At 70.0% G+C, this 19,840-nt stretch carries 19 protein-coding genes, 3 tRNA genes and 1 pseudogene; 19 read left to right on the forward strand and 4 right to left on the reverse strand.

Annotated features, from left to right (window positions below):
* Position 1: 1 nt before the first annotated feature.
* The 7 genes from P3X83_RS06080 to P3X83_RS06110 all read left to right on the forward strand — a co-directional run bounded on the left by P3X83_RS06080 (position 2) and on the right by P3X83_RS06110 (position 6,377).
* On the forward strand, positions 2–901 hold the full coding sequence (locus tag P3X83_RS06080; protein ID WP_277303865.1) for a thiopeptide-type bacteriocin biosynthesis protein: 900 nt from the start codon (positions 2–4) through the stop codon (positions 899–901).
* On the forward strand, positions 852–2,207 hold the full coding sequence (locus P3X83_RS06085; RefSeq protein WP_277303866.1) for a YcaO-like family protein: 1,356 nt from the start codon (positions 852–854) through the stop codon (positions 2,205–2,207). The genes P3X83_RS06080 and P3X83_RS06085 overlap by 50 nt, the downstream gene beginning before the upstream one ends.
* 17 nt (positions 2,208–2,224) lie before the next feature.
* Positions 2,225–2,887, forward strand: coding sequence for a hypothetical protein (locus P3X83_RS06090; protein ID WP_277303867.1), 663 nt, complete (start codon positions 2,225–2,227; stop codon positions 2,885–2,887).
* Entirely contained in the window at positions 2,884–4,590 is a 1,707-nt protein-coding gene (locus P3X83_RS06095) for a nitroreductase family protein (RefSeq protein WP_277303868.1), read from the forward strand. The genes P3X83_RS06090 and P3X83_RS06095 overlap by 4 nt, the downstream gene beginning before the upstream one ends.
* Positions 4,583–5,323 carry a nitroreductase family protein gene (locus P3X83_RS06100; protein ID WP_277303869.1) on the forward strand — a complete coding sequence of 247 codons (741 nt, stop codon included), beginning with the start codon at positions 4,583–4,585 and terminating at the stop codon, positions 5,321–5,323. The genes P3X83_RS06095 and P3X83_RS06100 overlap by 8 nt, the downstream gene beginning before the upstream one ends.
* A 60-nt stretch (positions 5,324–5,383) precedes the next feature.
* A complete protein-coding gene (locus tag P3X83_RS06105) occupies positions 5,384–5,668 on the forward strand; it encodes a hypothetical protein (RefSeq protein WP_277303870.1) in 285 nt (94 codons plus the stop codon).
* A gap of 397 nt (positions 5,669–6,065) precedes the next feature.
* Positions 6,066–6,377 (forward strand): transcriptional regulator, encoded by a 312-nt coding sequence (locus P3X83_RS06110; protein ID WP_277303871.1) that lies wholly within the window; start codon positions 6,066–6,068, stop codon positions 6,375–6,377.
* A 78-nt stretch (positions 6,378–6,455) separates the two neighbouring features.
* Here P3X83_RS06110 and P3X83_RS06115 read toward each other — a convergent pair whose 3' ends face one another.
* Complete coding sequence (locus P3X83_RS06115) at positions 6,456–7,316, reverse strand: SDR family NAD(P)-dependent oxidoreductase (protein WP_277303872.1); 861 nt, start codon at positions 7,314–7,316, stop codon at positions 6,456–6,458.
* A 143-nt stretch (positions 7,317–7,459) separates the two neighbouring features.
* Between P3X83_RS06115 and P3X83_RS06120 the strand changes: the two genes are divergently transcribed.
* Positions 7,460–8,305 carry a helix-turn-helix transcriptional regulator gene (locus tag P3X83_RS06120; protein ID WP_277303873.1) on the forward strand — a complete coding sequence of 282 codons (846 nt, stop codon included), beginning with the start codon at positions 7,460–7,462 and terminating at the stop codon, positions 8,303–8,305.
* A gap of 102 nt (positions 8,306–8,407) precedes the next feature.
* Here P3X83_RS06120 and P3X83_RS06125 read toward each other — a convergent pair whose 3' ends face one another.
* Together P3X83_RS06125 and P3X83_RS06130 are read right to left on the reverse strand one after the other, a co-directional pair.
* Positions 8,408–11,167, reverse strand: coding sequence for a TIR domain-containing protein (locus P3X83_RS06125; RefSeq protein WP_277303874.1), 2,760 nt, complete (start codon positions 11,165–11,167; stop codon positions 8,408–8,410).
* A gap of 11 nt (positions 11,168–11,178) precedes the next feature.
* Positions 11,179–11,601, reverse strand: a complete 423-nt coding sequence (locus tag P3X83_RS06130) for a hypothetical protein (RefSeq protein WP_277303875.1) — start codon at positions 11,599–11,601, stop codon at positions 11,179–11,181.
* 518 nt (positions 11,602–12,119) lie between these two features.
* Between P3X83_RS06130 and P3X83_RS06135 the strand changes: the two genes are divergently transcribed.
* The 8 genes from P3X83_RS06135 to P3X83_RS06170 all read left to right on the forward strand — a co-directional run bounded on the left by P3X83_RS06135 (position 12,120) and on the right by P3X83_RS06170 (position 16,122).
* Positions 12,120–12,770: a hypothetical protein gene (locus P3X83_RS06135; protein ID WP_277303876.1), complete on the forward strand. Its 651-nt coding sequence runs from the start codon at positions 12,120–12,122 to the stop codon at positions 12,768–12,770.
* 5 nt (positions 12,771–12,775) lie between these two features.
* Positions 12,776–13,309, forward strand: a complete 534-nt coding sequence (locus P3X83_RS06140) for an NUDIX hydrolase (protein WP_277303877.1) — start codon at positions 12,776–12,778, stop codon at positions 13,307–13,309.
* Between the two features lie 101 nt (positions 13,310–13,410).
* Positions 13,411–14,031 carry a potassium transporter TrkG gene (locus tag P3X83_RS06145; RefSeq protein ID WP_277303878.1) on the forward strand — a complete coding sequence of 207 codons (621 nt, stop codon included), beginning with the start codon at positions 13,411–13,413 and terminating at the stop codon, positions 14,029–14,031.
* 236 nt (positions 14,032–14,267) lie between these two features.
* Positions 14,268–15,086 carry a helix-turn-helix transcriptional regulator gene (locus tag P3X83_RS06150; RefSeq protein ID WP_277303879.1) on the forward strand — a complete coding sequence of 273 codons (819 nt, stop codon included), beginning with the start codon at positions 14,268–14,270 and terminating at the stop codon, positions 15,084–15,086.
* Complete coding sequence (locus tag P3X83_RS06155; RefSeq protein WP_277303880.1) at positions 15,083–15,295, forward strand: DUF397 domain-containing protein; 213 nt, start codon at positions 15,083–15,085, stop codon at positions 15,293–15,295. The genes P3X83_RS06150 and P3X83_RS06155 overlap by 4 nt, the downstream gene beginning before the upstream one ends.
* Positions 15,296–15,735: 440 nt before the next feature.
* Positions 15,736–15,807 (forward strand) — tRNA-Ala (locus P3X83_RS06160).
* Between the two features lie 49 nt (positions 15,808–15,856).
* A tRNA-Gly gene (locus tag P3X83_RS06165) sits at positions 15,857–15,929 on the forward strand.
* A gap of 121 nt (positions 15,930–16,050) precedes the next feature.
* Positions 16,051–16,122 (forward strand) — tRNA-Gly (locus tag P3X83_RS06170).
* Between the two features lie 65 nt (positions 16,123–16,187).
* On the opposite strand, the gene P3X83_RS06175 is transcribed toward P3X83_RS06170, so the two are convergent.
* Positions 16,188–17,147 (reverse strand): LysR family transcriptional regulator, encoded by a 960-nt coding sequence (locus P3X83_RS06175; protein ID WP_277303881.1) that lies wholly within the window; start codon positions 17,145–17,147, stop codon positions 16,188–16,190.
* Positions 17,148–17,233: 86 nt separating this feature from the next.
* Between P3X83_RS06175 and P3X83_RS06180 the strand changes: the two genes are divergently transcribed.
* The 3 genes and pseudogenes from P3X83_RS06180 to P3X83_RS06190 all read left to right on the forward strand — a co-directional run bounded on the left by P3X83_RS06180 (position 17,234) and on the right by P3X83_RS06190 (position 19,819).
* Positions 17,234–17,716: an ester cyclase gene (locus P3X83_RS06180; protein WP_277303882.1), complete on the forward strand. Its 483-nt coding sequence runs from the start codon at positions 17,234–17,236 to the stop codon at positions 17,714–17,716.
* 116 nt (positions 17,717–17,832) lie between these two features.
* Positions 17,833–18,994: pseudogene (locus P3X83_RS06185) on the forward strand (DUF6596 domain-containing protein).
* Positions 18,995–19,066: 72 nt separating this feature from the next.
* The gene (locus P3X83_RS06190) at positions 19,067–19,819 is read left to right on the forward strand and encodes a lytic polysaccharide monooxygenase (protein WP_277303883.1); all 753 of its coding nucleotides are present in this window, start codon (positions 19,067–19,069) and stop codon (positions 19,817–19,819) included.
* Positions 19,820–19,840: the final 21 nt, after the last annotated feature.

A 19,840-nucleotide genomic window follows, 5' to 3' on the forward strand; every position in this document is an offset into this window, starting at 1 on the left:
CATGCGGTCCTGGCTCTACTGCGCGATATATCCCGGCGCCTTCGATCGGCTCGACGGCGTGATCCAGGAGCTCGTGGCGGGGACACGCGGCCTGGTCGAGGCCGGAACCGAGCGCAACCGCTGGTTCTTCCTGCGGTTCTTCGACGTCGGCGGCCCGCACGTCAGGCTGCGCGTCCAGGGGCCGGTCGGGCTGCTGGACGAGGTCCACGCCGACCTCGTCAGCCGCTTTCCCGACTTCCTGCGCAAGCCGCATACGGATTCCGGCATCCCGGTCGCGTCCATGCCGGAGACGTCTCCCACCGACTACTGGGAGGCCGTCGACTTCCGGCTTTACGAGCCCGAGCTGCGCCGTTACGGGGGCGCGGAGGGCGTCCGGGTGGCCGAGGACAACTTCATGACCTCCAGCGCGATCGCGCTGCGAGCGGTCGGCGCGGGCCTCGGCTACCTCCAGCGCCAGGCGCTCGCGTCGCTGACGATGAAGAGCGCCCTCCGGCACTGCCTGCCCGGCGCGGAGGAGCAGTTCTGGTCCAAGTACTTCTGGTACTGGACGGGCAGGGACGAACCCTTCGCGCCCGCCGGCCGTACGGCCGCGGCGGAGTCGGCCGCCCGCCTGAAGCCCGTCATCGGCGCCGCCGGCGACGATCTCCCACCACCCCTCCTGGCGGACGCCGTCAGGTACGGCGGCGCGATCCGGGCGACCGCCGCCGAGGCGATCGCCGCCGGCGTGCCGCTCACCACCTGGCAGTGGGTGTTCCATCTGCTTCACCTGCACAACAACCGCCTGGGAATCACTCCGGGCGACGAAGCCGTACTCGCCGCCCTGCTGGGTGGAACACCGAAGGAGGATGCCGATGCGAGTGAGCACCGATCCGACGGCCGGCCCGCCGCCGACCACCATTGAGGCCGCGCTGCGGCGGCTGGATCCGCTCATCGACGCTCGCGGCTCCCTCATCAACCTCGTCACCCGGATCCCGATGACCACCGGACGGCAGCGCTTCCCGGTGTGCAGCGCGAGCCTGGGAGATCCCGGGTCGATCCTGCCCGGCACGATGAACGCGCGCGGGCTCATGTCGTGGGCCGCCCTGGACGGCGCGGGCAGCGGACTCGCCGAGGACACCGCCCGGCTGACCGCCACGGTCGAGACGATCGAACGCTACTCCAGTTGCCTGTGGGACCCGGAACAGTTCCGTTGGGCCAGCGCGCGCTCTCTCGGGGACGACGCGCTGGACCTGAACCGGGTGCCGCGCTGTTCCGAGTCCGAGCTGGCCGCCCCCGCGTGCCCGGTCCTGGCCCCCGACCCGGACGCGCCGATGCGCTGGGTCCGCGGCGTGGACCTGGCCGGTGGGGAACCCCGATGGGTGCCGGCGGTCATGGTCTACCTGCACATCCCCGTCGTGAGCCGCGGCGAACGGTTCTGGCTGCCCATCTCGACGGGCACTGCGGCGCACTTCGACTACGACAGCGCCCTGCTGGGCGCCGTCCTCGAATGTGTCGAGCGGGACAGCCTGGCGCTCACCTGGCTGCAGCGGCTGGCACTGCCCAGGATCGAGATCGACGCCCGCGACCCGGAGCTGGACCAGGCGCTGGAGGCCTCGGCCAGGTCCGGCCTGCGGACCTTCTTCTTCGACGCGACGACCGACCTGGGCATTCCGACGGTCTACAGCGTGGACATGGATCCCCAGGCGACGAGGGTGCGCACCTACGTGATGTGCGCCACGGAGCTCGATCCCCGGAGTGCCGTGCTCAAGGTGATGCGCGAGTCGTCCTCAGGCCGGCTGGCCATGCAGTACCAGAAGCCGCACGAGAAGCCGCTGGACGACTACATCAACGTGTTCGACGGCGCCGTTCACATGGCGGCGGCGGAACGTGAGCACGCGTTCGACTTCCTTCTGGACTCCCCGCGCCGCCGGCGGCTCTCCGACATCACCCCTACGGTTCCGGACTCCCCCGCCGAGCGCCTGTCGTGGGTGGTGGGCAAGCTCAAGGACGCCGGGTGCACGGTCTACGCCGTGGACATCACCTCCGACGAGGCCCGGTCGACGGGTCTGCGCGTGGTGCGGGTCATCGTCCCCGAACTCGTCCCGCTGAGCTTCTCCTATCGTGCGCGGTTCCTGGGCACCAGCAGGCTCTACACGGCCCCCGGGCGCATGGGCCTGCCGGCGCACGCCGAGCCCGACCTCAACCCGTGGCCGCAACCGTTCGCCTGACCAGTCCGGAGAAAGAGATGAACACGACACATGTCATCGCCGTCGGGCCGTTCGCGGCCGACGTGGCCACGGTGCTCCAGCGGCGGGAGGTGGACGGCGAGCCGACCCTCTTCGCCCAGGGGCACGGCGTGCTGAGCGGTCTTCTGCCGGCGGCGGGCACCTACGTCTTGGTGACCTCGCGGCACGACCCGAAGCTGGTGGCGGAGGTCGGCGATCTGGCCTGGAGGTGGGGCGCGTCCTTCGTCCCCGTGGTGCATGAGACACGCTGGCTCAGAGCCGGTCCCCTGATCCTCCCCGGACGGGCCGGGGCGTGCGCCGAATGCTTCGAACGCCGGTCCGTACAGCATTCGACCGTCGGCAAGACCATGTCAGACCTGCACGCCTTCTACAGCAGGGACCCCGCGGGACCGGGCGGCCACCTGCCCTCCCAGGTGCTGACGGCCGCCGGGCTGGCGCAGTGGGGCCTGGCCGCGCTGCGCCGCGGCGACCCCGGGACGCACGGCGCCTACCGGGCCGTGAACCTGGCGAAGGCCCAGTTCCTGCGGGGGCGGACGGTGGGGGTGCACGGGTGCGCCCGCTGCTATCCGACCTCGACGCCGATCTCGCGGCAGGACCGCTCGTGGCGCGGCCTCGCCGACCATCTCGCCGGTGCGGGCACCGAATCGAAGGGGGATGTGTGAACACCGAAAGCGCCATGGACTCGCGGTACATCGCCGCCGCCATCGCCCGGGACCCGCAACTGTCGCTCCCTGACCATCTCAAGGTCGTGGACGGACTCGTGATCGCGGAGGTGCGCAAGGGCGAGCTGCTCGTCGAGGGCGCCGCCAAGCCCCAGCTCTTCAGCGGCCGGCACGTCGAGTTCGTCCGGCGCTTGCTCCCCCTCCTGGACGGGCGGCGATCGGCGGCGGAGATAACCGAGTCGCTCGGGCTGCCCTCCGTGGACATCGTCAAGACGGCGCTTTCGCTGCTGTACTCCTGCGGCATGCTGGAGCGGGGTGCGACGCCCGAGGAGACGAGCGCGCTGGAGCACACGTCCGTGCCCGCGAGCGTGCTGAGCTACCTGAGCAGGAATGTCGACTCCACCCGGAACAATCCCTCCGGAGTGCACGCGGCCCTGAAGCTGGCGCGGCAGCCGGTCGTGGTCGCGGGTTCCCCCTGCTCGCTGCGATCGACGCTGGTGCGGGTGCTCGGCGAGTCCGGCGTGACATCGACGCGGGAGGAGGGGCTGCCCCTCGGCCCCGCCCCGCTGCCGTCCGCTCCGATCACCGTCGTGATCGACGACGGCACCCTGGACCTGGACCTGCTGACCGCCTTCGACGCCTCGGTGCGGGCGAGCGGCGGACGCTGGTTCCTCGTCTCCGCGACCGGCTCGGGCGCCCTGATCAGCCCGCTCTTCGAGGACGGCTGGTCCGGCTGCCTGCCGTGTTATCGCGCGCAGCGCCCGCTGCCGCGATCGGACGGCGCCGCGATCCCCGCCTGGCAGGAGGACCTGCTGGCGGGGTTGGTGGGCGGTGAGGTGTGCCGGCTGGCCACGGGAGTGGAGCCGCTGTACGACGAGTCGGCCGTCAGGATCATCGACTGCGACGCCTGGACGGCCGAGGTCGAGACCTTCGTCCCGCTGCCCGGCTGCGCCTCCTGCCGGCCGGACACCGAACCGATCGAGAGGGACGACCTGCTCGCGGTCGCCTTCGAACACGAGGTCACGCTGCCGCCTCGCCGGTACATCCCGGCCGGCGCACACCAGAACCACTACAGCGCCTCGAACATCGAACTCCACTTCTTCGAGCGCCCGCGCGACTGGCAGCCGATCGACGCCACCGGCGAGGCCGGCGCGGAGCTTACGTCCCTGCTGGAGTGCTCCTTCGGGATCCGCGAGTTCATCGCGGCGACGGCGTCGCGGGGAGCCACCCGTCGCCGCTGGGCTCCCTCCGGCGGCAACATGGGCTCCCAGACGGCCTATCTGCTTCCCCTGGAAGCCAACCGGGCGCGGCTGGAACCGGTGGTGCACGTCTACGACTCGGTGGCCAACCTCCTGCTGCGCAGCGGGATCGCGGTGCCGGCGAAGCGGCTCGCCGACGCCGTTCCGGGTGTCGACACCGAGGCGGACGCCGTGCTGGTCCTGGTCGGGGACAGCCTGAAGCTGGAGAACAAGTACCAGAGCCTGGGATACCGGATCGTCAACCTGGACTCCGGCGTCGCCACCTGGCAACTGGCGTTCCAGGCCGCGCATCTCGGCTGGACGGTCGGCGCGCTCGCCGACTGGGACGACGGCCGGCTGATCGACCTGCTCGACCTCGATTCCCGGCAGACGCCCGTCACCACCGTGCTCACGCTCCGCCGTACGAGCGTCGGTCCCGAACGAGAGGGCGCCGCCCATGACTAGCTGGACTCCCGGTTACCGGCCGCAGGAGATCGTGAACGAGCTCATCGCGCGGACACATCGCGCGGGCGCGACCGGCCTGGCACGGCGGTGGGACCCTCCCGCGGAGAGGGCCCACGAGCATCGCCTTCCCCCGGCGAGCGCGACCACGGTGGACCCGGCGACCGTACTGGCCCTGCGCCAGGCCACCCGGTTCTACCGTCCGGACGGCATCGACCAGGCCACGATGGCCGGGGTCCTGCAGGCCCCCATGTCGGCGCGGGCGGCTCTGGGCACCGCGGAGACGGTCCCTCATGTCCGGCTCCTGGCCGCCGCGTACCGGGTGGAGGGACTGCGGCCCGGACTCTACGACGTGGATCCCGCCGGCACGCAGGTCACCTTCCTCCTCGACCTTCCTCCCGCCCGCGAGTGGCTGCTGCAGGACGAGTTCGCCGACGCGCCCCTGCTGACCATGATCACCTGCGATCTTCCCGCCGTCGCGACGGCCGGCGCCCATGCCCACAGGATGGTCATGCACCAGGCGGGAGTGGCCGCGCACAGCATGTGGCTGGCCGCGGGCGGGCGCGGGCTCTCCGGATCCATCTTCGGCGGGCTGGTTCCCTGGGGCATGCCGCTGTCCGATTTCCGGCCGGGCGGCACCCGGAACCCGCTCCTGGCGTTCGCCTGTGGCCTCCCCATGTCCGACCCGGCCGTCAGCCCCTGGGGTTCGGCGGGCGGCTGGACGGGCGGCTCCTGAACCTGCCGTCACGTCTCCGGTACGGCAGAGACCTTCATCCCTATTTTCTCAGAGGTGGTCATGAAATACGCCCTCGTAGCGCTTCTTGCCATCGGGTCGTCGATTGCCGCCGGCCCCGCCCAGGCGAATTCACCGGCCGATTCATCTCGATCGTCCGTCGTTTCCGATGGGATGCCGTGGCCGTTGCCGTGGCCCGGTAAGCCGCGTTGCCCGGAACGCGCTCCGGCCGGCGCGACCTATGTCGGCTGGGTCCAGCCGCCGTTCGGGCTCGGCTATGACCTCTACAAGTCGCAGCGGGCGGACGGTTCCACCGTTTATCACCAGGTCTACTGTTTTCCGCGATAAAGTCGCCGGCCGGGCCACGGAGCCCGCGCCGCCGTTCACGGCCATCGCCTCCTCCTTCGAGCTCGGTGTCGCGATCACGAAGGGTCAGGCGATGGCCGTTCTCATGTCACGGCGCCATGCCCCTCCGACCGGTTCGGGACACCCGAGGTGGTCGCCCGGTTCCTACCCGTGCGACGTCATTCGAGGCTGTTCGAGGGCCGTTCGGGACTGTTCGGGACAGCCGAAGATCTTGGTTCTGCCGCCCGGATCCCCTTCAATGAGGATCGTTCGTGTCGCAGGGCCCTGCGCACCACCCGCGTGCCGGATCCGCGCGTCCCTGCACCAGAACTCCGCATCAGTTCTGGATCGCCCCCAAGGCATCTGTCCGTATCAGTTCGGAAGAAAGTAGGATCTTCCAGTGAGCGGCTCTGTCGCACATCCTCGCCTGGAACTCGACGCCGTGATTCACCCGCCCATTCGTTTCTCGATCCTTGCGATTCTTTCCAGAAACAGAACATTAGAGTTCGGCAAGATGCGTGATGCGGTCGCGGTCAGCGCGGGCGCGTTATCGAAGCACATGAAATCCCTGGAGCTCGCCGGCTACATCCAGGTTCAGAAAGGATATGTGGGCAGGCGGCCACGCACCTGGCTCGCCATAACGGAGGGGGGGCGAGACGCCTTCGAACGCCACACGGCGGCGCTGCTGGCGATCTCACGAGGACCGTCCTGAACAGAGGCCGTGAGGCCTGACGGCTCGCGCGCGGACTCCCGGACCTGACCCTTTACCGGAAGCCCGGCCGCCGATCGCTCAGGCGGCCGGGAAGTCGGTGGCGGGCGCGCTGAGCGCGGCGGCCTCGACGTTCGCCCGCAGGGCCTCGACCTTGGCGGCGGCGTAGGAGTGGGCGTCCGAGCCGAGAAGCTGCCGCAGCGGGCCCTCCCCGGCCACGACCCGGCCGATGATCGCCCCGGCGCCCCTGACCGGGTCGCCGAGCTGGCCGCCCTGCAGTTCGAGGTGGGCGAGGGTCATCGCGCGGATGGCCGGGTAGTGCTCGGTCGGCTCGGCGGGCAGGGCGAGCGAGTCCCCGGTGAGGAACTCCGTCCGGAAGTAGCCGGGCTCGACGATGGTGACCGTGACGCCGAAATCCGCCACCTCGGCGGCGAGGGCCTCGCTCAGCCCTTCCAGCGCGAACTTGCCCGCGCAGTACAGGGCCCAGCCCGGGACGGCCGTCAGGCCCAGGATCGAGGACACGTTCACGATATGGCCGCCGCCCTGCTCACGAAGGACGGGCAGGGCGGCACGCAACACGTTCCACACGCCCACGACCTGGACGTCGAGCATGTCGCGGACCTCACGGTCGCCGGTCTCCTCCACCGCGGCCAAAAAGCCGTAGCCCGCGTTGTTGACGACGACGTCCAGACCGCCCAGGCGCTCGGTGGTCTCCCCCACGGCCCGCCCGACCGCCGCCTCGTCGCGCAGGTCGACGGTGAGCGGGAGAAGACGCGACGGGTCGAACCCGTCGCCGAGCGCGGCGAGCAGCCGCTCGGGCGACCGTGTCGTGGCGGCCACGCGGTCACCGCGCGCCAGCAGTTGCCCGACCAGTTCGAGACCGAGACCCCGGGAGGTTCCGGTCACGAACCAGACGGCCGGTCGATCTGTCGGAAAGCTCATGATCATCCTCTGCTCGTCGAATGTCGTCCGCAGCACCAGCCTGGTTCGGCACGACCCGCTCCCGGGGGCCCACATCGCGCCCTGCGCGACCTAGGACGCACAGGACCGGTCAGGCCCGGACGGCAGGAGAGATGATGGGTCTCATGGCCGTCACCAACCGCGAACTCGCCGATTTCCTGCGACGGGCCCGGAGCCAGGTCGATCCGTCACGGGCCGGCCTGCCCCCGGACGGCCGCGTACGACGGGTCCCTGGCCTGCGCCGTGAGGAGGTCGCCCTCTTGGCCGGAGTCTCGGCCGACTACTACGCCCGCCTCGAACAGGGCCGTCGCATCACCCCGTCACCGGCGGTCGTCGAGGCCGTCGGCCGCGCCCTCGGGCTCGACGAGGCGGGACGCGCCCATCTGCGCGACCTCATCGGAATCACCGCCGTGCCCGTGCGGCGGCGGGCCCACGGCGTCCAGCGCGTGCGCCCCGGCCTCTACCGGCTCATCGACGCCCTCGACGGCGAGCCCGCCCTCGTCCTCGGCCGCCGCACCGACGTGCTCGCCGCCAACCGAATGGGGAAGGCGTTGTTCACCGACTTCGAACGGCTCCCGCCCCGGCATCGCAACTACGCCCGGTGGATGTTCCTCGATGACGACGCCCGATCGCTGTTCGCCGACTGGGAGGCCCAGGCCCGGGCCGCGGTGGAGAGCCTGCGGCTCGACGCGGGCCGCGCCCCGGACGACCAGGCCACCGCAGCCCTCATCGCCGACCTGCGCGAGCACAGCCCCGAGTTCGCCCACTGGTGGGACCGGCACCGCGTCCACCAGCGCACGCACGGCTGCAAACGCCTGCGCCATCCTCTCGTCGGTGAGCTGACCGTCGAGTACGAGACGCTCGTCCTGCCCGGAGACCCCGATACGACGCTGTTCGTCTACACCGCCGAACCCGGCTCCCCCTCAAAACGCGCCCTCGACCTCCTCGCGAGCTGGACCCTCTCCGGCTGAGCACCGAACCATGGCGCGGCATCGCCTGTCCGCAGTGGTCCGCGGCCCAGGTCACGATTCGCCCGCACGGTCGCGGCCGGCACGGTGCGATCGTGTCATCTGTCAAAACGACGGGCAAAGAGGGCGAGACTCGGGGCCGGGCGGCACGTTGTCGCGCCATCGGTCGGGGGTGAAGGCACCTCTGGCCCATCCGCACAGTGAACGCACCGGGTCCACCGTCGCTTCGACGTTCCACAGCCGTGTTGTGCCGTCTTCGCCCCAGCTGGCCATTGTCCTGCCGCCAGGGTCGAAGGCCAAACCGACGACATCGGCGCCGTGTCCCGCAAGCGGATCGCCGATCTGGCGCCCGGTGGTGACGTCCCAGAGCCTGACCGTATGGTCCATGCCGCCGGTGGCGAGAGTTCTCCCGTCAGGGCTGAACGCTATGGCAGTGACGCCGCTGCGGTGGCCGTTCAGCGGATCCCCGATCTTCTTACGTGTGACCGCGTCCCAGAGGCGGACGGTACTGTCGCGGCTCGCTGTCGCGAACGTCTCGCCGTCGGGGCTGAACGCCACTGCGGTGATCTGCGTGGTGTGGTCGGCCGAGGTTTCGCCGAGACGGCGGTGCGTGGCCACGTCCCAGAGCGCTGCGGTGTTGTTCGCCGTGTCGGTCACAATGGTGCGGCCGTCAGGGCTGAATGCGACCTCCGTTGCCCTGACATCGAGCGCGGTACCGATCTGGCGATGTGTCGCCAGATCCCATATGCGTACGGAGTCCGACGTACTGGCGAGGGTCCTGCCGTCCGGACTGAAGGCCAGCGCGTTCACCTCATCGCCGAGCAGCAGCGGCTTGCCGATGGGGCGGCGGGCCGCGACATCCCAGAGTCGTATTCTTCGAGAGGCGACCGCGAGGACGGCATTATTGGGGCTGAAGGAGAACATGAGGGTAAGGCCGTCGTCGACACCATGGACCAGAGGATCGCCGGTCCAGCGACGCGTGGCGACGTTCAAGAAGCGCACGTTGGCACGCGAGCCCATTGCCAGAATCTGGCCATTTGGGCTGAGTGCCACCGTGCCACCGGTATCGATCGGTGCTCCGACCTGCCATTGCGTGCGGATGTCCCAGAGGCGGACTGTGGTGTCGTCACTCGAACTGGCCAAGACCGATCCGTCCGGGCTGAAGGCAACGGCCGTGACCGTACTGCCGTGCCCGATCAACGGTGTCCCCACCTGACTGTGCCGCACGACGTCCCAAAGACGCACGCTGCCGTCGACCTGACCGGTGGCGAGCACCGCGCCGTCGGGGCTGAAAGTCATCGACTCAATCCCCGCCGAGGTGGAGGCGAACGATTTTCCGATGGGGGTCCGGGTGGTCGTGTCCCAAAGCTGGACGCCGTGGCCGGCGGAAGCGAGAATCCTGCCGTCGGGGCTGAAGGAGACCAAATTCGGGGAACTGTCAGCTCCCCCCAGCGCCCCGCCGATCCGTGCACGCGATCCGGCGTCCCAGAGCTGTACGCCCGCGCCGAACGCGGAGGCGAATGTGCTGCCGTCGGGGCTGAAGGCCACCGAGGACGTGCCGCCGGAACCGCCGAGCGGCTCGCCGATCCGGCGGTGGGTCGCCACGTCCCACACCCGGACGGCCCTCTCACCGACAGTGAGGAGCGTCCTGCCGTCGGGGCTGTAGACAGCCGAGGTGATCATGCCGTCTTGGGCATTGAGCGGAGCACCGATCGGTATGCGACGGGCGACATCCCACAACTGGACAGTGCCGTCGAAGCTTGAGCTCGCCAGCGTCTCACCGTCTGGCCCGAAGGCCACTGATGTGACGCCCCGATTGTGCCCGGCGAGCGAGTTGCCCGCCTTCTGCTGTGTCGCCGTGTCCCAGAACCGCACCATGCCGTCGCCACCACCGGAAGCGATGGTCCTGCCGTCGGGGCTGAAAGCCACCGCCCCCACGGGCCAGGGATGGGGGAGCAAGCCGGATCGCGGATCGACAGAGGCGTTGAGGACCGCGAGACGGGTTTCCGCGGAGGGATCGATACGCCACGCCGCCAGCGCTTTCAGCCGGGCACCGAACGGGTCCCGGTCGCCGAGCAGAGAACTCTGGACGATCAGTTGTTGGGCGACAGCGTGGTCACGCTGGCGGGTGGCCTCGGCACGCGAGGCCAGTGCGATCACCGACACCGTACTCGCGACCAGGAGCAGCAACCCCAACACGGCCATGACGATCCTGGCTGTCCGCAGGTTGCGCTTGGTGTCGGCGAGACCTTCTGACCTGAGCTCGTCCTCGGGAAGGCCGCGCACCACGGACGCGATACCGAATGCGACGCCGTCGATATCGGGAGGGAAGCCCGCATCGCTGTCAGGGTGGCGGAGGTCCACAGATTTCCAGACCGGTTGCTGCTCGAATCTTCCCAGCAAACGGGCGGGCAGCGCCGTTGACAGTTCCGGATCCCAGTCGGCCCGCGATTCGTCCCACACCAACCGCCCGGCGGTGACAACGAGCAGGATGTTGTTCACCGCTTTGTGCTCAAGCCACCACTCGATCTCCCGGTCGACCCACACCGAGTCCCTCGACTCCGGCGACGCGAGGACCACGAGCCAGTCGGAGCGGGCAAGACCTGCTTTGATCTTGTGCCAAAGTTGCGGCCCGATCGACACACCGCTGTAGTCGAGGAAGACCCTGAGGCGCGGCGGCCTATACCAGGGGCGGGACTGCTTTTCGATTACCCGCTGCAGATGCGGCAGCCATCGCCGCTCGCGCTCACCGCTGTATGAGAGGAAAACGCCGTACCCGAGATCCGTCCTGACCCGTCTGCGGCGAGCCAGGGAGGACCGCAGCCATGCGAACGCCGTACCGAGCCCCTCAACCCGTGCCGGCAAGCGCCTCGGCATCATTCGGCCGGCAGATAATCGCGACCGTTCCAACGCAACGTCACCTGATTGATGGCGCCTGCAGCGCAGCTGGGATCGCACGAGTTCTCATAGCGGGTGATCGTGTATCTGCCGTCTGTGCCGGGACCGACGAGCCGTGCGTAATAATATGCGAACCTCCCGCCCGAATAGTGGTCCTCTGTGCTGCGCCAGCCGATGTCCTCGAATCCGTCCGCGTTGGGTACGAGCACCAGCACCCCGTCATAGCGCCCGGGGTTGTAGGTCACGAAGATGTTCCTGGTGGCGTCGGTCACCGGGTCGGCGAAGCGCAGGGAGTTCTCGTAGCTGTCCACGTCGGTGAAGGCCAGTACCCGCCCGCCGCCGGTGACGGCCGCGACGCACCCGGTGAGCTGGCGGGGAGGGGGTCGCCGGACCAGGAACACGCGGACCGCCCCCAGGTCCGGATGCCGGACGTCACGGTGATCGAGCACCTTGCCGGCACACCGCGTGGCAGCCGGCGGGCTCGGCGGAAAGGGCGCCTGCGAGGACTCAAGGGCGGAGGGCGAGGGCGAAACGGCAGGAGGCGAGGGCACGGCCTGGGTCGACCCGCTTGTGTCGCCGCATCCGCCGGCGAAGACGACCGTCGCCAAAGCCGAGACCAGCAGCGTGATCCGAGCCGAGGCCGATCTAGGCGGACGCCAAAAGCACTGTCGACGTAAAAACAGGGATTTGCATAGAAACATAGCATTTCCCTCTGCGTCGGATTGGACCCAATCACTGGGGCGAGCAACTCTGGACTCTACTGCGCGCGGTGTCGGCACGGGCACGAATGAGGGTAGGGTCCGTCATCGGGCCAGGGCCGGACCATGGCCGGTGGGAACGGCGCGCGCAGGATCGAGGGACGAACATGAGCCGACTCGACAGACCAGCGACCCGCCGGTTATTACGTGTCGGGCTGTCTGTGACAGCGGGGGCGGTCGTCGGACTCGGCGTCTTCGCGATCGGCCGTACCAGTGGCTTCCTGCTGTTCGCGATCACCGGCGCTCTGGCGGGCGCTCTGGTCGCCGGCGGTCTCGACGCCTACCGGCGTTCCGCCCGCCTCGCGGAGGTGAAGGTGACCCTGCCGCAGCTCAGTGAACTCACCTTCGTGGTCAACAACGACTCGCGCCAGGTCGCCTGGCAACTGTTCATCGAGTCGGTGACGCGGGTGTCGGCGCAGCGGCTCGACGACGAGGACGGCTTGTTGAGGGAGGCCCTGACGTCCCTGTACGGCCTGTTCGCGACCACCCGCGAGACGCTGAAGGTCAGCCGCCCCTCCACCCATGTGAACATCGGGATGACCGTGGAGTGCCTGGCCGTGAACTTCCTGAACCTCGAACTGCGTCCGTTCTTGAGCCGGTGGCACCCGCGCCTGCGGGCCTTCGAGCAGGAGTCACCGGGGCGCCCGGAGACGGACTGGCCCCTCGCCACGGAGTGCCGCGCCGAACTACGCCTACTCCAGCGCAACGCCCATGAGTACCTGCTGGCGTTCGCCCGGCTCGCCGGCATCCGGGATGCGGAGGCGATGCTAAACCCGCCTTCGGCCACCGCACCGCCCCTGTCGGTACGGTGATCCCTGTGGAGCAGCGAGGACCCTGGACCCGGCACAGCGGCACGACGCCATTTCACACACCACGTTTCCAGGTTCACCATGACCAGGTCACCGGGCCCGATGGGCGACCGGGCGACTACGACTGGGTTCAGGCGCCCGACCAGGTGCGGGTGGCGGCTCTTGTCGACGGGGGGCTCCTCATCGTCGAGCAGCACCACTACCTCGGCGGGGCCATGTGGCAACTGCCCGGCGGGGCCGTCGACCCGGGCGACGCCGACCCGTTGGCCGCGGCGCGACGCGAGTTGGCCGAGGAGACGGGGTACCACGGCGGCACATGGACCGGGCACGGCTCCCTCCTGCCCCTGCCGGGCCTCACTGACTGCTCGGTCCACCTGTGGCGCGTCGAGCGGCCGACACCGGGCCCGGCCGCCCCGGAGTCGTCCGAGGCCGACTTGAGAGTACTCCGCGTCCCTCTGCCAGAAGCCGCGGCCGCCGTCCGCGAGGGCCTGCTCCGCTGCGCCCCCAGCGCCGCCCTGGTTCTACTGATCGTGGAGCCGTAGACCGGCCGACGGTGGGGTGATGCGTCGGAACGCCACCGCCGGGTTCAACAGCCTGGACATCTCCCAGACGCATCCCACCAGTTGGCTGGTCACCGACGCTGATGTTCATCGGCGGCGGGACGGCCGGGACCGCTGGCGGCGTCAAGGTCACCACGCTCGGCGTCCTGCTCTTCATGGCCTGGGCCGAACTGCGCGGCCGGTCCAGGGTGGACATCGCCCACCGCTCGCTGGGCGCGGCCACCCAGCGGCAGGCCATCGCGATCACCGTGCTGAGCGCCGTCCTGGTGTCGGTGTCCACGTGCGTCCTGGTCGGGCTGACCTCCCACGGCCTGGACGCCGTGCTCTTCGAGGTCGTCTCGGCCTTCGCGACGGTGGGCCTGTCCACGGGGATCACGGCCGACTTCCCCATGGCCGGTCACCTGCTGCTGACCGTCCTGATGTTCGCGGGCAGGGTCGGCCCCTCACGCACCGGCCCAGCCGCGCCGGCAGCCGCTCGCGCGCTCGGCCGGTTTCAGGGCCGCCGCCGCCGCGATCGCCGGGCGGCACACCGACGACCGGCACGCGATCGAGGCGCTGGTCGCGGTATCGGACGGCCTGTGCATCCGCGTCCTGATGGCCGAGGAGCCGGTCGCGGTGGCGGACATACGCGCGGTCCTCGCGCAGACCCTCGGCCCGCCCCGATCCTCCTGAGTGGCAAATATGTGTTTTGTCCACTCAAGTAATGCCGACGCACTCCAAGTAGATATGCGTGAGATGCCCAAGATGTCCGGTAGCGCCGATTACCCGCACTGCCAGACCCGGGAACGAGTAGCCGCCGCACCTTGGGGCCTGCCACAATGTCCACAGCGGTGTGAATGGCGTGACACTAAGTGACGTGCAGTGACGAAGGAAATGTCACCGCATCACATTACGTTGCACTCTCGACGTCGATCCGTCACACCCGAACCAGGAGGATAGCGTGGGCCGAGACCTTGAGTCGGGTTTGACCGCACAGGGCATATTCGCTGCCGAGCTGGTGAGACTCCGACAGCAGACCGGCCTGTCGCAGATCGCCCTCGGCGCCCGCATCGGCTGTCACCGGACTCTGATCTCCCATATCGAGCGCGGCGAGAAAAAGCCCCAGCGCAAAATCGCCGAGGCCCTCGACGTCGCCTTCGAGCTGACCGACAAAAAGCACTTCACCGGCCTGTACGAGCGGCTGATTCGCGAGATCGGCAGCCTCGGCTGGTTCGGCAGATGGCTGGAGGTCGAACCGCAGGCGACCTACCTTCGCTTCTGGGATCCCCTCCTGGTACCCGGAATTCTACAGACGGAGGCCTACGCGCGGGCGATCTATCAGCGTGAGCCGAGCCTGCCCGCGAACGAAGTGGAACAGCGTGTGTCGGCGCGGATGGAACGGCGGTCGATCCTCCGGCGCGAGGTCCCCCCACGCGTCTGGGTGATGATCGACGAAACGGTTCTCCATCGGCCCATCGGCGGCCGGGCCGTCCTCGCCGGGCAACTGCGGTTCCTGCTCGAAATGGCCGACCACCCGGCCGTGACCATCCAGGTCGTGCCGATCGACGCGGGCTGCGCCCCCGGTCTGCTGAGCGCTTTCGCACTCGCTCAACTGCCGAATGACATGCAGGTGGCCACCATTCAGTCGTCAGGTGACGGGGTGGTGACCACCGAACCCCGACTGCTCTCACGACTTACCCTTCAATGTGACATCATCCGGGATGACGCCTATTCGCAAAGCGAGTCATTGCGGCTCATCGAGAGGGTGATGGAGCAATGAACGACATAAACCTCATGGGCGCGCGGTTCCGCAAGGCGACCGCCAGCGGGGGCAACGGCGGAGAATGCGTGGAGGTCGCCACCAACCTCCCCGGTGTGGTCGCCGTCCGTGACAGCAAGGATCCGAACGGGCCCATTCTCACCTTCACTCCCGACCAATGGTCCGCCTTCCTGCGCACCATCAAGTCCGTTTCCGGCCACGACGTTTGATAGACGGCACGATGGCGCCGGCGGTGCTCACCGCCGGTCTCCACCGTCGCCGCCGCCGTCCCGCACCGGCCGGAATAAATGCGTGGCGCGGCCGGGAACGGCCCGGCTAACGTGGCACACGAACGGAAACGGAAACGGGAAGAACACCGCGGAGGGAGGCCGGACATGAATCACCACAGCGTTACGCCCAGCCTCGGCTTTACGCCCGGCATTAGCGTTACGCCCGGCCTCGGTGCCGCGGGCGGTCTCGGTGCCGCGCCACGCACCGCGTTCGTCTCCGGCGCGCTTTACGCCGCCTCCGGGGCGGCGGCCGGCGGCGGCCTCGCCCGTGGGTGGGCTTCTGGATAATCCCGTGAGGGAATCCTCCGCGAAGCCGCCCGGGACAGCCCAGGCGGCTTTCTTGTTTTCTCCGCGCGCTTTCGGATCCGCGAAGGCGCCGAGGGCCGATGGTGAACCAGGGATCATACCTGCCTTGCACACAGGAGTACGGAGTTCGAGTCTCCGTCGGTCCACCCGCGGCGTGCGCGCCGCGAAAGCGGCTCCCGTCCCGGCGGGAGCCGTGCCGCAGAGGCCGAAGTGGTGAAGGCGACCGGCTTCCACCCGGTAGGACGGGGTTCGACTCCCCGCTGCGGCTCCGCCCCGCGCGTCGGGGCGCGTTCCTCCCGCGGCTCGCCGTACGGCACGACCGGACGGCGGCACGGTGGTCACCATGGCGCCGTCCATCGCCAGGCTGATCGCGGGCCGCGGGAGGATCCGCGGGTGAAGTGTCAGCGGACGCACACGAGCACGCCACGCTCGAAGGACGGGTTCGACTCCCGTCACCCGCTCGAAAAGCACGGGCCGCCGAGACGGCCGCCCAGGAAACCGATCACGGGTGCTCCGGCGGGGTTGGTCACACTCCGTGTTGCCCGGGTGTCCCGGCGGGTGCCAGGCGATCAGCCGATGTGCCTGCGGCGGGGAAGGCGGTGGCCTGGTTGCGCAGGGCCGTCACCATCGCCTGAGCCTGGGCGGGCGGGCGGGGCCGGGTCACGGCGACGCAGGCGCGGCCGGTCCACTGGCCGTCGGCGACGGCCACGGCTCGCACGCCCGCCGGGAGCGCGGGCAGGGCGAGGGCGGGAATGACCGTGACGCCCAGGCCGGCCGCGACCAGGCCGAGGCGGGTCGACCAGGCGCGCGCGGTGTGGGCGATGTGCGGGTCGGGCAGCGTCGGCCAGGCTCCGAACTGCGGCTCGCCCGCCGCGCCGTCTCCGGCGATCCAGCGCTCGTGGGCCAGGTCGGGCACGGTGACGCTGTCGTGGCCCGCGAACCGATGCCGGTCGGAGACGGCCACCAGGAGATCGCCGTGCACCACGGTGGTCTGCCGGAGCTCGCGCAGGTCGTAGTGGGGCAGGCCGTGGCCGACGCCGATGACCGCGACGTCCAGCCGTCCGGCCCGCAGCCGCCGGAGCAGGGCGGGCGTCGCGGCCTCCTCCAGGATCACGGAGAGACCGGGATGGCCGGAGGTCACCTCCGCCATGGCGCGCGGGACCAGCGCCATGGCGGCCGTTGGGTAGGCGCCGATCGACAGCCGGCCCGCGAGCCGATCGCGCAGCCCGGCGAGCTCCAGCTCGGTCGCCGACAGGTCGGCGAGGATCTCGGTCGCGCGCCGGACGAGCACCTGGCCCGCCGGGGTGAGCGCCACACCGCGCCCGCCGCGATCGAATAGCGGCGCTCCGGCCGCCGTCTCCATGGCGGCGACCTGGCGGGAGACGGCCGACTGTGTGTAGCCGAGCCGCTCGGCGGCGCGGGTGAACGACCCCGTCACGGCCACCTGGTGAACGACCCGCAGGCCGGTGAGGGTGAACTCCGCCATGGTCAGAAGCTATCATGCGCGTTAGTCATGGGTGAGATGCCGAATCATCGTTGGACCGCATACCCGACGAGATGCACGCTGGTCACATGACAAAGCGATTCACCCGCGACGAACTCGTGGCACGTCTGGTCCGCGCCGGTGAGCTGGAGGTGTCGGGCGAGGATCTCGCCGAGGCGGCGACCTACTTCGACACGGAGCGGTTCCGCTTCCACGGGCCCGACGGATTCGAGTCCGGCTTCGAGGGGCTCGACGACTACTTCGCCTCGGTGCGCGCGGCCTTCGACGACCGGTCGATCCGGCGCGGCGTCATGGTGGTCGAGGGCCACCACGTGGCCTGCCAGACCTGGATCGAGGGCGTCTTCGTCCGCGAGTTCACCCAGTCCCCCGCCGGTCCGCTGCCGCCCAACGGCGCACGCGTCGTGTTCGACCTGATCAACATCTTCCGCTTCGACGACCACGGCCGCCTCGTCGAGGAGTGGGTGCGCACCGACAACTGGAGCCTGCTGCGGCAATTGGGGCGAGAGGAATCGGAGGTGCCGTCGATTCTGGACGGGGCCGGTTCGCCCTAAGGTCGACAGGGTCCGGGGGACGACAAAACGAGCGCGCGTGGCGCGAGTCCACCGGGCGGCGCTGAGCGGAGCCATCGCGGACGGCCGACCCCACGGGCCGTGAGGCCGTCGCCGCCGTGTGGCGGATCGAGTCCGCGCGGATCATCGGCGCGCTCACCCGCTATACCGGCGACTTCGCGCCGGCCGAGGACCTCTCCCAGAAGGCCCTCGCCGAGGCGCTCGTGACCTGGCCACGCGACGGCGTGCCGCGCAGTCCCGCCGGTCGGCTGCTCACGGTGGGCCGGCGGCGTGCGATCGACGCCTACCGCCGTCGCGCCGCCCTCGACGAGAGGTACGCCGCCCTCGCCCGCGACCTGGGCGAGGGCGGCGCCGTCTCGGGTTCTCCGCCCGCCGATCCCGGCCACGAGGCGGCCGACGTGCTGTGGGACCCGGACGAGATCGACGACGACGTGCTCGCGCTGATGTTCGTCTCCTACCACCCGGCGCTGTCGCCGGAGGCGCGGGTGGCGCTCACGCCGCGGGTGGCCGGCGGTCTGACCAGCGACGAGATCGCGCGGGCGTTCCTGGTCCCGACCGCCACCGTGCAGGCCCGGATAACCCGGGCGAAGGACGCTCAGGTCTGCGGAGGTGCCGTTCGAGGTGCCCCCGGCGGAGGAGCGGGCCGCCCGATTGGGCTCCGTCCTCAGCGTGGTCTACGTGATCTTCACCGAGGGCTCCTCGGCCGGTTCCGGCGGCGATGTGATCCGCCTCGACCTGGCGAGCGAGGCCCGGCGTCTCGCGCGGGTGCCGGCCCGCCTGATGCCGGACGAACCCGAGGTCGGCGGACTGCCGGCGCTCCTCGAACTGACCGCGGCGCGTTTCCCCGCCCGTACCGGGCCCGGCGGCGAGCCGGTGTTGCCGGAGCACCAGGACCGCCGCCGCCTGAATCGCGCCGCGATCCGCCGGGGGCGTCTCGCCCTGAGCCGCCTCGCCCCCTCGCCGGTGGTCGATCTCAACCGGGCGGTGGCCGTATCGATGGCCCGGGGACCGGCCGTGGCGCTGCCGATCGTGGACGGGCCGGCCACCGCCGGGGAACTCGCGAACTCGCACCTGCCGCCGAGCGTCCGCGGTGAGCCGCTCACGCGCCTGGGCCGCCGCGACGAGGCCCACGCCGAGCTGGAGCGGGCCGTACGGCTGTGCGCCGACGAGCGCGAGCGGACGCTCCTCGCGCGCAAGCCGCACGCCCTCGGCCGATCCCCTTCGGACCCCCAGGGCCGCGCACATCCTTCGGGCCGGTAAGCGGAAGGAGTTTAATGTTAGGAAACTTTCCTTTATATTCAATGCATCCCTCCAGCCTGAAGGAAGCGTGACATGCGAAGATTGATCACGTTCTTGGCCTCGGCGGCGGTCGCCGCCGCCACGGTGGTGTTCATCGCGCCACCGGCATCAGCCCACGGCTACGTCTCCGACCCCCCGAGCCGCCAGGCCAACTGCGCCTCCGGCAAGGTCCGCAACTGCGGCCAGATCATCTGGGAACCGGAGAGCGTCGAAGGCCGCAAGGGCCAGCGCAACTGCAGCGGCGGCGACGCCAGGTGGTCCCCGCTCGACGACGACTCCAAGGCGTGGCCCGCGGCCAGCGTCGGCGGCACGGTCAACTTCAAGTGGTTCATCAAGGTCCGCCACGCCACCAGCACCTGGGAGTACTACGTCGACGGCACCCGGATCGCGGTGTTCAACGACGGCGGAAGAGTACCCGCGTCGGTGGTCAACCACGCGGTCAACCTGGGCGGCCGTACCGGCCGCATCAAGCTGCTCGCCATCTGGAACATCGCCGACACGGCGATGGCCTTCTATAACTGCGTAGACCTCCAGGTGGGCCCCGGCGGCCCGGAGCCGACCCCGACGCCGACGCCGACCGTGACTCCCACGGTCACGCCCACTCCCACCCCCACGCCCACCGTCACCCCGACCCAGGGCCCGGCGACCAACTGGACCGCGGGCACCGCCTACAACGCCGGTGACCGCGCCATCCACAACGGCGTCACCTACCGCTGCACGCAGGCGCACACCGCCCTGCCCGGCTGGGAGCCGCCGAACGTCCCGGCGCTGTGGCAGCGCCAGTGACGCTCGCCCCACGTTCCATCT

Source organism: Spongiactinospora sp. TRM90649 (assembly GCF_029382225.1).
Classification (GTDB): Bacteria; Actinomycetota; Actinomycetes; order Streptosporangiales; family Streptosporangiaceae; genus Spongiactinospora.